The 12,036-nt window shown below is 43.9% G+C and carries 8 protein-coding genes; 6 read left to right on the top strand and 2 right to left on the bottom strand.

What is annotated here, in order from left to right:
* Position 1: 1 nt before the first annotated feature.
* From ABD894_RS12040 to ABD894_RS12065, 6 genes are all read left to right on the top strand, one after another.
* The gene (locus tag ABD894_RS12040; protein ID WP_345211284.1) at positions 2–1,549 is read left to right on the top strand and encodes a vanadium-dependent haloperoxidase; all 1,548 of its coding nucleotides are present in this window, start codon (positions 2–4) and stop codon (positions 1,547–1,549) included.
* 245 nt (positions 1,550–1,794) lie between these two features.
* Positions 1,795–2,382: an RNA polymerase sigma factor gene (locus ABD894_RS12045; protein WP_345211285.1), complete on the top strand. Its 588-nt coding sequence runs from the start codon at positions 1,795–1,797 to the stop codon at positions 2,380–2,382.
* Positions 2,383–2,465: 83 nt separating this feature from the next.
* The gene (locus ABD894_RS12050) at positions 2,466–3,467 is read left to right on the top strand and encodes a FecR family protein (RefSeq protein WP_345211286.1); all 1,002 of its coding nucleotides are present in this window, start codon (positions 2,466–2,468) and stop codon (positions 3,465–3,467) included.
* Positions 3,468–3,675: 208 nt separating this feature from the next.
* Positions 3,676–7,104: a TonB-dependent receptor gene (locus ABD894_RS12055; protein WP_345211287.1), complete on the top strand. Its 3,429-nt coding sequence runs from the start codon at positions 3,676–3,678 to the stop codon at positions 7,102–7,104.
* A gap of 10 nt (positions 7,105–7,114) precedes the next feature.
* The gene (locus ABD894_RS12060; RefSeq protein ID WP_345211288.1) at positions 7,115–7,939 is read left to right on the top strand and encodes a hypothetical protein; all 825 of its coding nucleotides are present in this window, start codon (positions 7,115–7,117) and stop codon (positions 7,937–7,939) included.
* A gap of 11 nt (positions 7,940–7,950) precedes the next feature.
* Complete coding sequence (locus tag ABD894_RS12065; RefSeq protein WP_345211289.1) at positions 7,951–8,286, top strand: hypothetical protein; 336 nt, start codon at positions 7,951–7,953, stop codon at positions 8,284–8,286.
* A 128-nt stretch (positions 8,287–8,414) separates the two neighbouring features.
* Here ABD894_RS12065 and ABD894_RS12070 read toward each other — a convergent pair whose 3' ends face one another.
* The gene (locus tag ABD894_RS12070; RefSeq protein WP_345211290.1) at positions 8,415–10,301 is read right to left on the bottom strand and encodes an SGNH/GDSL hydrolase family protein; all 1,887 of its coding nucleotides are present in this window, start codon (positions 10,299–10,301) and stop codon (positions 8,415–8,417) included.
* Positions 10,302–10,368: 67 nt separating this feature from the next.
* On the bottom strand, positions 10,369–12,015 hold the full coding sequence (locus ABD894_RS12075; protein WP_345211291.1) for a hypothetical protein: 1,647 nt from the start codon (positions 12,013–12,015) through the stop codon (positions 10,369–10,371).
* Positions 12,016–12,036: the final 21 nt, after the last annotated feature.

Here is a 12,036-nt window from a genome sequence, read left to right on the forward strand (position 1 = left end):
TATGAAAAGAAGATATACATATTTAAGCCTTTCCATCTTAGCATTAACCGTATTTTCGGCATGTAATAAAGATATTGTTGAAGCAGATAGTGCATACCCGGCTCTTGCACCCGCGCAGTTGGATGCATCTGCAAAAAACTGGCAGCCCCTCATTATTACGTCGGCAAGTGATTTCGCTTTGCCCGAGCCTGCAAGTACCTCGTCAGCCAGTTATAAGAAAGAGATCAGCGACCTCAAAGAGGCTACTAAAAACCTTACTGCCGAGCAAACAAGAATAATAAACTACTGGAAGGTTGGCAGCGTGCTGCGCTGGAACGAAATAATGCGTGAGCTGGTAGCCAAACACAATTTGCCACCTTACCAAAATCCGGATGGCACCTACCCTATCCCGAGCGCGGCCAACCCGTTTGCATACCCGTCATTCCCGTTCTCTAATCCTCCTTATGCGGCAAGGGCTTACGCTTATGTAAGTGCCGCGCAGTACGATGCACTAATATCGGCCTGGTATTTTAAAGACAAATTCAAAAGACCGGCGCCATACAAGGTTGACGGATCGGTTAATGTATCGGTACCTAAAAGCGACCTCCCTTCTTATCCATCAGAAGACGCGGTAGTGGCCGGTGCATCATTTGAAATAATGAAACTGCTTTTCCCTGCCGATGCAAGCTATATTGCCCAAAAGGCCAATGAAGAGAAAAAATACAGGCTTTGGACAGGTGCTAACGTAATGAGCGACATTATAGCCGGCGATTCGCTTGGCAGATGGGTTGCCCGCAAAATAGTAAGCCGCGCCAGAACAGACGGAATGGGTGCCGCCGTTGGAACCCCTGAAATATGGAAAAAACTGGAAGATGACCATAAAGCGCAAGGCTTAACGCCCTGGATCTCGCTTGAACTGCCTAAACGGCCGCCAATGCTACCTGTGTATGGCAACGTAAAACCATTGCTTTTTGCACCGGAAGTAACTGCTACATTAAGACCGGAGGCACCGCCAACAGCCGAATCGCCGGAAATGAAAAAAGAACTCGACGAACTGATGGACCTCACCAAAAGCCCGAGCCGCGAACGGATGCGTATCGTTAATTTTTGGGCTGATGGCGCCGGTACTTATACCCCACCCGGCCACTGGAATGCCATAGCCACTGAAGAATTTGTAACTAAACAATACAGTGAGGTACGCTGGGCGCGAAATTATGCGCTGTTGAATGCTTCGCTAATGGATGCGGCCATTGTGTGCTGGAACACCAAGTACTTTTATTTTAACGCGAGGCCATGCCAGTTGGAGCCGAGCATAAAAACATATACAGGCGTACCAAACTTCCCGGCATATATATCAGGACACTCTACCTTTAGCGGGGCCGCTGCAACCATATTAAGCTACCTGGTACCCGATAAGGCTAACGACTTTAAGGCGATGGCCAACGAGGCATCCATGTCGCGCATGTATGGCGGCATACATTACCGCTCCGATTGCCAGGTAGGATTAACTACCGGCGAAAAGGTTGGTGATTACGCGGTAGCGCGTGCTAAAACAGATGGAGCCAATTAAAAGGAATCGTCCTGAAATAAGTTAACAGGTTTACGATAGCCCCCGGTTACACAAGTAGCCGGGGGCTTATTTATAAGCAGAAAAAATCAGTTTCAAATTTTGAATTTGAATAGTCGTCTCTGATATTTTATCGATCAGATAATACTGGTTAAACTCAAAACACCAAAGTGTGCAATAAGTTAACACAGCTTTAATATAGCCATATCCCCGGCATGCTACCTTTGGTATGTTTACATATACACAGTATGCCATTGCAACAATACAATGATCAGGAACTTTTAGCGCAATGGCAAAAGGGCAGCAAACGTGCTTTCGATGTATTGTTTAAACAGTATTTTCAAAAGCTTTTTCAGTATACCTTAAAGCGTGTAAATAACAGGGAGCTGGCAGAAGAACTGGTTATGGATGTGCTGTTGCGCTTATGGCAGCATAAAGACAACCTGGATGCTGAAAATACCCTGAATGCTTACCTGTTCCGCTCGGTGATGAACGGAATAATAGATCATTTAAGAAAGAACGCTGTTCAAACTTTAGCCATTGAAGGCGTGAGTCTGGAACATTTAAGCGTTCCGAGCCACGAAATTCACCTTCATCAGCAAGACCTCAACAATATATACCTCGAAACACTCAGTGGCCTCAGCCCTAAACGTAAACTCACGTTCGAGCTCAGCAGGCAGGAGGGAAAGAGCCATAAAGAAATTGCTGCCGAAATGGATATATCGGTAAGTACAGTTAAACAGCACATTAATGCCACGCTTGGCGTACTAAGGGAAACCATGAAAGACCATACAGATGTGGCTTTCACGCTGCTGCTCGCCGTTACCCTTTTTTAATACACCCCGCCACTCAAAAAATATTTATTTTCTGATTAGTACCATGCGCTGCTGCTTACGTATTAGATAGTAAGAGAACAGGCATGCAGGAAACAGAAATAAAGATCTTATTAAAAAAATACATCGATCAGCAATGTTCGCCTGAAGAACTGGCCTTTGTGTTGAACTACATTCAGCTTCCCGAAGGAAAGCAAGCATTGGAAGAGATGCTTTTAGAAGACTGGAACAGTTTCGAAATTGATAAGACCGCCCCAACTGAAGATGCAGACAGGTGGTATGAACAACTGAACAACCGGACGACAGAACAACAACCCATTCCAGTTTTGCGCAGCTACGCGTGGTTAAAATATGCCGCCATATTATTACTGGTAACCGGCCTGGGGGCATGGCTACTGCTTGAATGGCTACCCAAAGGAACTTCGGGGCAGCTCGCTTTATTAGAAAAATATAACCCCCGCGGGCAACGTACGAGGATCACCTTACAGGATAGTTCGGTTGTTTACCTCGGTGCCGACAGCCGATTGCGTTATCCCGAATTATTGAATGGCAATACCCGTGAAATATTTTTAGAAGGGGAAGCTTTTTTTGAGGTGAAGCACGATGTTAAACATCCCTTTATAGTACATACCGGCAGGGTGCAAACCCAGGTGTTGGGCACCTCATTTAAAATAGAAGCCTTTAAAAATCAGCGCCTCAAGGTGGCCGTTGCTACCGGTAAGGTAAGTGTTGGCTATAAAGACCATACCGATGCGTTAAGATCACTCGCTATACTTACCCCCGGAAAAGAAGTAAGCCTAAACGCGGCAAATAAAGCGGTGATCTCCACCATAGCTATAGCAGATATAACAGGCTGGGCAGACGGAAGTTTAGCCTTCAACGATGCCCGCCTTGACGAAATAGCCCGTGAGCTGGAAAGGTGGTACAATACAAAAATTATTATCAAAGGCGATAAGCTGAAAGCCTACAGCTTAAATATAAATGTTAATGGTAAGGCCCCGGTAACGCTGGCGCTTGATGCCATTATGGGAGCCACGGGTTTAAAGTACCGTGTTAATAAACATCAAATCATCATATCCCCCAAGTAAACACTACAGGAGAAAAATATGCATAAATAATTTTACCCTAAAATAAAGAAATCTACTCCCGGAAGCCGGGAGCAGATCTGATCAGATCTTTCCTTTAAGCCAATAGTTTTCGACGACGCAGGCTTAAAAGCGATCCACCCGCGGGTTTTACCCGGCGGTATTAACATAATTATGCCTTTACAGACAAAAAACGTCAATGTTCAAATTTATGCAAAAATCAGCAGAACCTTATTTTGCTGACAGAATTATATTAAACCCTTGTCATGATCAGTATGTATCATCACTACTACAAAAAAACCAGCAGGAACGCAAACCGGGCTGTAACTGGTATTTCCTGATGAAATGTTCATTTATCGCACTTCTTATCCAGCTTACTTTTGCCGGTTTGCTTTTGGCATCGGCTGTTAAGAGCCAAAATATCAATGAGGTAAAAGTATCGCTCAACCTTAATCGTGCTACGGTAAAGGAAAGCCTGCTTCAGCTGCAAAAGAACAGCGCCATCAAGTTCACGCTGTTTAACCAGTTATTGGAACAAGAAAATAAGAGAATAACCCTCAATACTTCGCAAATCTCGGTAAGCGACGCGCTGAAAAAAATATTATCGGGCACCCGCTTAGGCTATAAACTTGTTAACGAATTTATAGTGATCGAAGTAAAACCCGTTCCGCCGAAACCCGGACGTATTTCGGGTAAGATAGTAGATGAAAAAGGCCAGGCACTGCCCGGAGCATCTGTGCGTGTAATAGAAACAGGTGGCGGAGCTGTGGCTGCTGTTGACGGAACCTACATCCTGAACCTGCCGCCGGGAACCTACACGCTGGAGTTTAGCTTCGTATCGTACCAAACCCAACGGGTTACCGGTGTTGTAGTAACCGACGATAAAAATACTCCGCTTGATGTGGCCCTGAAAATAGATACTAAAGGGTTGAAAGAGGTGGTAATTACAAGCGGCTATAAAAAGGCCTCGGTTGCAGGTTTATATGCCCGGCAAAAAAACACCTCCAATCTTTCCGACGGTATCTCCGGCGATCAGATCAGTGCCACACCGGATAAGCACGTGGGTGAAACCCTGAAACGCATCACCGGTGTATCTACCACTGAAAACAGAAGGGTAGTTATACGGGGTATTGCCGAACGTTATAATGTATCGTTGCTAAACGGTAGTACACTGCCAAGCACAGATGTGCAGGAGCGCGATTTTGAGTTCAACCTTATTCCTACCAACCTGGTTGAAGATATCGTAGTGGCCAAATCCATCACGGCGGATATGCCTTATGGTTTTGCCGGAGGCTTGGTTCAAATCACCACCAAATCTGTACCCGAAAGTAATTTTCTGTCTATAAGCGCGGGTACGTCTTTCAACAGCCGCACCACCGGGAAAGACTTTTTAAGTTATGGCCGTGGTAAGTATGACTACCTCGGGTTTGACGATGGTACACGAAATCATTTTCCTGATGGTTTGCTGAATTTAGTGGGCAAGTTTGACCCAACAAAGAGTGATGAGCAAAATGCAGTTAAGGCTGCCCAGGTTGGCGAACAAAACAAACGTATTGGCGGAACAGAACGCTTAGGCGCCCGACGTTTTGACGCGCTGCCTTCGCAAAATTACCAGTTAAGCCTGGGGCGTACTTACGCGCTGAGCAGTACTAAAGAGCGCAGGCTGGGTTTTGTAAGCTCATTAAGTTACCGGAATACGCAAAGCAACGATTATGTTTCCAATATGCGCCGCGGCGACTGGTCGCATGAGCCTGCACGCGGAGATGATCCTACAGATGTAAATACCGGGAATATATATGGGTTTAATACCACTTTGGGTTTGCTGCTAAACGGCGGTTTCAAAACACAGAATCACCAGATCAATACCTATAATTTATACACAAGGATATTTGATAACAGGTTTAACCGCTATACCGGCTGGACTTTTGAAAACGCGAAAGACAACATGGATTTCAAATATGGGGGCATACTGGAAGATGACAGGCCTAAGTTTACAGATCTGCTTCAGAACAAAGTAAGCGGCACCCATCAGTTTAATTCAATAAAAATTGAATGGGGCTTGGCCAGAACCTCATTGAAAGCGATAGAGCGGGATGCCATTACGGCTTCTATGAACGCGAGGGAAGTTGGGAACACAGTATTGTACCTCTATCAACCGGGTACCATAAGCGATCCGGGTGCAGGCCCGCTGCACCGCGACGAATATATTTATAAAGAAAAGAACATTGATGCCGTGTTTAGCGCCGCTTATGATTTTAAGCTGGGTAAAACCAGCCATACCGTTAAAACCGGTGCCAATTATTTAAAAAAGCATGCCTTTTACGATTGGCAGGTACTTCCTATAGCAATGGGCACAAACTCTACCGTACCTATCGAATTGCTCCCTATTCAGGAATGGGGTAATTACATGAGCATGGAAAATACCGGCAACAGTCTGTTTTACTTTAAGCAAGATTATACTTCAAATAAATTTGAGGCTAAAAGTGTAAATACAGGCACATTTGTAATGTTAGATCACAAATTGCTGCCCGGCCTCAGAATGGTATGGGGTGTAAGAGCCGAATACTTTAAGCTGGATACGCTCATCAACTCCGCCAGTTTGTTGAGAGACAAGAACAGTAAGATCTTTTTTGCTGAAAATAAGGATTGGTATTTCTTGCCATCGGCAAATATTACTTACTCGCCTTTAAAGGATCTCAACCTGCGTGCCTCTTATGCCAAGGCAGCCGTTCGCCCGGGATTGATGGAAAATTCGAGATTTTCGCGTTACAACCCCAACTACGGATCGGTGGTGAGAAGCAACGGGGTTAGCAGTACCCTCATTGATAATTACGATGCCAAAATAGAGCTGTTTCCCGGTGCAGGAGAACTGCTATCGGTAGCTTACTTCTACAAGTACTTTGATAAACCGGCAGAATACTACAGGTTAGATAATGAAAATAATGGAAGAGGTTATATCACCATCTCCAATTCCGACTGGGCAAAAGTAAGGGGCTGGGAGTTTGAACTTCGTAAAAGTTTGGGCTTTGTGTATGAAGGCCTCCCATTTCTTAAGGATGTGTATATCAGCGGTAACCTTACGCTTCAAAAATCGCAGGTAAGGGCGCGGGAGGTGCAGTATGAAACAACTGCTGCCGGAGTTGATACCATGTATTATAAATATTTGAAATATCCGCGGGCGTTGTATGGGCAGGTTCCGTTATTATATAATGCAGGTATACGCTATTCCGGCAAAAAACTGGGCTTAAACCTTACCTATAACCATGCCGGTTACAAAACATTTATTACCGGTATAGAGCCTGCTTATGTTGAATATGAAAGGCCGCGTTCGCAAATGGACGGGCAAATCAGCTATAAATTTTTGAAGGGGAAAATAGAAACCAAATTGAATATAAGCAACCTGCTGGATGCGCCTTTCCGATATTTTATCAATGACCCTACAACGTATGAACTAAAACCCGATACCGAAGGCAAGGTAAACCTGGAATGGAACGACAAGTATGCTTATAAGTTCGGTTTCTCGGAGAAATTTGAAGAAGGTTATGTTGACCCGGAAACGAAAAGGCGGGTTGGCGACCGGGAAACATTTACCCGCCATGTAGGCCGTACATTCAGTTTTACCGTTTCTTACAATTTTTAATTGATTAATCATGAGCAAAAAAATTAAGATAATATTCCTGGCAGTAATGCTGCCTATATTGCTGTTCAGCGCCTGTAAAAGGGATGGAGTTTCGGTATTACCGAAGATAAAGGCAATTAATAAAGAGTATAAAATAACCGGTTTTGTGTTAGGAGATACTATTGAACAATATTTTGACGGAGTAAAAATGCGCGACTACTACGGAAAGGTGATAAAAACCTCGATGCGACAAGATCAGTTGGCTTTTGTTACGGATGAAATTAAGATGGAGTTGAGAAAAAAAAGCACCGGCGAAACGGTTTACACCCAAACATTCAATATCAACGATAAGCAAAATATTGTTCCCAACTTTTATTTCGATGGGTTGAAGTTTAGTAAAGGCTACGCTTATCCCGATCCGTCGGGAAATGATTATACGGTGAATTTTTACCTGGACCCACATGGAGGTTCTGCCGCTGTTGACATCAACATTGAGGTACTTGAATACTATTTTGATTCTACCAAGCCCGACCCCATCATTGTGGTAAATACCACCACCATACCAATTGCCCAAAATATTGAGCCCGGCAACTGGACACCTTATTTTAAAGTTCAGGTACCTGTGGCCACACCACAGCAAACCGGAACCGAATTATATCCTATTGTAGTGGTAAGAGATGCAAAAACTAAAGCATACTATGTTAACAACCGGGACTACAGCACGATTAATTTAGAATTGCCTTACGATGGTGTTTCTCCCGGTAAAGTACAAAGCCTATCCTTAAGTAAGATACCCGGTGTCGGAAAAAATTTCTTTCTGGACTATCATGAACTGGTGCAGTTATTTCCGCGATAATTATTAATACAATGCACGGAATTAGTAAAGCCAGGCATAAGCATCTGATTGATGCCTTGCTTGGAATGGAAAACCTGTTGAACGAAAAACAAAGCGAATGTGAACACGCACAGCAAACAGCGGAATATCGCGCAGAGCTGGAAGAAATGTATACTGAATATGAAGACCTGCTCTCTAAACTATCTGTCATCATAGTGGATTATGAGATTTTATACAGCCATGTAAAGATCAATTACCTGGCAAAGAAACTCAGGGAACTAAAAAAAGAAATCCCAGCGGACGATAATTCATGCAAGCCATCTTCAAACCTGCTGCGCGAAAACATCAGGCTCGCTTATGCAACTTAATTTATCGCAACACTTCTCCAAAAAATCAACACAAAACAAACGCCTCAACTATTTAATAGTGAGGCGTTTATTTTTTAACCGTTATAATCTTTTATAATTCGGCAATCCGCTAACCTTAATTAATACATTTATTTAATTAAAAGGCCGTTAATTATCTGTGCATACCACCGTGCAAGGTAATCGTTAGGGTGGTTAACATTATTGCCTGTCATGTCCTGATAGCTTTTGTGTTTTAATAACTCGGCATGCACACCTGTCATATCTGCTAAAACTACACCTCTCCTCACAAGCTTGCTTAACTCTGCTTTGTAAGTATACTGCAAACCCGATTGTACCGCATTAGGATTGGGCAGCATGGGCGATATCAGGATAAACTCTGTCTCCGGATTAACCGCTGATACCGAATCGATGATACCTTTGATCTGCGCCCTAAACTGTTCGGGCGAAACATTTGCGCTGCCATCATTCATACCAAAACCTATCACCACCAGATCGGGGCGATAAGCGATAACACGGGTGGCAACAGAATCTAAGCCCCATTGTGCGAGCTTACCGGGCACAGAGGTATTGGTATAATTCACCTGTGCACCATAAACTTTCCTGAGATGATAAACAACAAGCTCCGGCCAAGTAGGCATATACGGCGGTACATTTTCAAAGCCACTGGCATTGTAACCGGTTTCTATGCTATTGCCATAAAAAACAATATTAACAGTTTTTTTTGCCGATAACTTCCCGGTAGTAACAGGCAGGTTATCTCCCTGAAATACAGGAACCGGCCCGGTCCATTTTCTGTTTTTTTCAGGAATGTAGGTAACAGAGAGCTGACGTGCGCTGAAGTAGGCGTTCTCATTGAACAATACAAATGTTCCGGGTGTTTTACCTGTCATTGATAAGCCGGGTTTATTTTCTGTAAAAATAAGGTCTTCTTTTTTTAGGAAAGGAATGGCTGATGCTGCGCTTATGAAAATCTTCCCATTGGCGTATCGCCAGTCTTTGCCCTTCACAAAAACCTTGCTGTGGTCTGAAGATTTTACGGACAAGATTTTGCGGGCATTAAAAAGCAGCGCCGCGCTTGCCTGATCACGATTTTTGATGATTTGTACGCGTTCATCTGTAATGGTATCTGCTTTCCAGAACGGTTCGCTATATTTTTCCGGATCGATATACTTATTCCATCGTGGCGCAAGACCCAACTGTTTGAAGCTGCCTGCAAGCGTATTTGCAATAATAGCGTTCCCTTTATCCGATGGGTGCAAACCATCATAAGTTAAATTTATTGCTGCCTCGGGGTATGGATATTCATCGTTTTTGGCATTAAAGGGTATACCTATTGATTTTGGATAAGTATAGTTAACGTATTTGCCGCTTTTGGGATTTTTAAGCCGTTTATAATTAACCAGGTTCTCTATACTAAGCTGGGGATGATGATACAGATCAACAATGGGGATCTTCTCCAACTGGCCAATTGCGATAACTGCATCCGCGAATGCTTCCAGCGATTGCCCGTTCTTGTTTTGATAAGAACCAAATGCGTTATTGTTTGCATCGGCTATATAAACAAAGTCATTCCGCTGCATAGGGGTTATCAGTACAATCTTAGCTTCAGGATTTAACTGCCGTATCTTGTTAGTAATGATACGGAAGGAACCGTAAGCTGTTGTATTGCCGCTGTTATTCCGGTAATCGTCTAATGTTCCAACCGGTCTGCCTTGCCACCAATCATTAGTACCTAAAAAAACGGAATAAATGTCGGCTTTAACAAGGCCAAGGCGTTCTATGTTTTCGGCGATAGCTCCCGAGGTCCAACCATTGTGGCCCTGGTTGATATATCTTATATTAGGTAACAGCTCGGCTAGCCGTGTAAGGTAGCCTTTATTCACCCTATGCCCTGTTTCGTCGGGATGATCATTCAGATAGGTGATGGAATCACCTATCGCTATCCAGCTTAATTCCTTTTCCTTAAACGAACATAAGCAGAATACAAAAAACAATACAAACAAATACTTTTTCATAGTTTAAGCAGAAGGCAACCTTTTGAAAAATAAAACAGATCAATACATCGTAAATAAATGCACCTCCTTACTGATCTGCCAGCGTTAACACGATACGTTGCCCTTTTGGCCTGATACGGTACAAACTGCCGTTCGTAGTTTTTTCGATAGTCCCCTCTGTTGTCGCAAGCCGGTAGGTATGGCCATCAAACTCATATTCGGCACTATTTTCTGCTACTGTCTTGAACGCGGTTTTAGAATTTTCAGCTACAAAAAGGTCCAGAAACCAGTCGCCTGCCGGGTGGTTGACCGTTGATATGGTCAGGGACTTTTCATTCATTGTAATTTCGAAAGAACCCGAACCTACCGGCCAGGTAGCGCGTGCTGTGTTTTTATCAACGTTCTTAAAGGTAGGATTGCCGCCTTGAACCGGAACTTCCGCTTCCCCATTTTTCATCATTAAACGAAAACCTTCAGGCTTATTGGCTTTACCCCATTGAAAACCATCCACCACCGGTAGGGTATAAAAGAAACTTTGATTAACGGTGGTTACATCTTTCAGGTATTTATCGGGTATGGTTTCATTAAACAAATGAATATCGGTTATGCGCAGGTTCCCGTTATCCCAAAGCAGGTTGAGCCGGTAAAAACGGCTGTTGTACCAAACGGTTTTCTTATCGCTTTCGCCAAGATCTTTACTAACCGTAAACGTGGTTGCCGGGGTAACTTTGTAGGTTTTCTTAAACCATTCGCCCGATTGTGCCATGGTTTCTACACGCACCTTGCCTTCCTTTTTCAGGCGGGCAATGATCGGCATTTGCCATTCCAGCCCTTTCTTCATGGCATCCCAGGTAAATGAATTTTCCTGCCCCGCCTGTGTGTAGTTAAACCCAAGCGATGAATCGTTTGCGAACGATTGAAAGAACCAGTTAATCCACTGTTCGTTTCCGCCTGCATGTGTGTAAACAGGCTCTAATGTGGTCACCGACCGGCCATCGGCATACTGCCTGATAGGGTCGCTGCCCAGCATCCTGAACACTGGAACCGGTATTTGTTTTTCGGCGTGTTGCGCAGGCATGTAGGCATTTACACGGCTGGGGTAATATGCCTGGTTCCAATAACCACCCCACAGGGTAAAACCATCGGTACCTACCTGATCTTTACAATTGGCCGAAGCTACAATCTTATACTTATCGTACATATAACTGAGGGAGTGCGCATCAATCACCCACGAAGCAATTGATTTGGGATAATACCCGAAGATCTTTTTAAAATCAGTAAAATATACATCAATAATTTTTTCCCTTTCGGCAGGGGTATAACCCACCGAGAAACCAACATCAGAGTGCCAGTCCCACGCATATTTGCCCCGCCATTTTATACCTGCTTTTTCAATAAGCGGCTGCGGAAGCTCCCACCAGCCCCCTATTTCAAATTCATCCTTCGGGAGCGTTTTCAGTAATTCCTGGTAGCGTTTATCAATCAGCGCGTCGTATTGTAAAAGAAAGGTACCGCCAAGATGATATTGCTTCATCAGTTTGATCTGGCTGACTACCGTTTGGTAAAGCACATCTTTAGTAATGTTACCGTCGCGGGGTTCTATATCACGGATAAAATTAACAATGTTAACTATCCGGGGATTGTCCGCTGGTTTAGGTTGAGCACCGACGGAACCAAACGTGGTAACGAGTAAAACTGCTGCTGAGGTGGCCGTAATAAGAGCCTTTAATTTCATCTTGATCATTATTTACTTACT

It is taken from the genome of Mucilaginibacter gynuensis, assembly GCF_039541195.1.
Lineage (GTDB): Bacteria > Bacteroidota > Bacteroidia > Sphingobacteriales > Sphingobacteriaceae > Mucilaginibacter > Mucilaginibacter gynuensis.

Bases quoted from the DNA above. Each gene is read 5' to 3' on its own strand.
- ABD894_RS12040 (WP_345211284.1), top strand. From the start codon at position 2: ATGAAAAGAAGATATACATATTTAAGCCTTTCCATCTTAGCATTAACC.
- ABD894_RS12045 (WP_345211285.1), top strand. From the start codon at position 1,795: ATGCCATTGCAACAATACAATGATCAGGAACTTTTAGCGCAATGGCAA.
- ABD894_RS12050 (WP_345211286.1), top strand. From the start codon at position 2,466: ATGCAGGAAACAGAAATAAAGATCTTATTAAAAAAATACATCGATCAG.
- ABD894_RS12055 (WP_345211287.1), top strand. From the start codon at position 3,676: ATGCAAAAATCAGCAGAACCTTATTTTGCTGACAGAATTATATTAAAC.
- ABD894_RS12060 (WP_345211288.1), top strand. From the start codon at position 7,115: ATGAGCAAAAAAATTAAGATAATATTCCTGGCAGTAATGCTGCCTATA.
- ABD894_RS12065 (WP_345211289.1), top strand. From the start codon at position 7,951: ATGCACGGAATTAGTAAAGCCAGGCATAAGCATCTGATTGATGCCTTG.
- ABD894_RS12070 (WP_345211290.1), bottom strand. From the start codon at position 10,301: ATGAAAAAGTATTTGTTTGTATTGTTTTTTGTATTCTGCTTATGTTCG.
- ABD894_RS12075 (WP_345211291.1), bottom strand. From the start codon at position 12,015: ATGAAATTAAAGGCTCTTATTACGGCCACCTCAGCAGCAGTTTTACTC.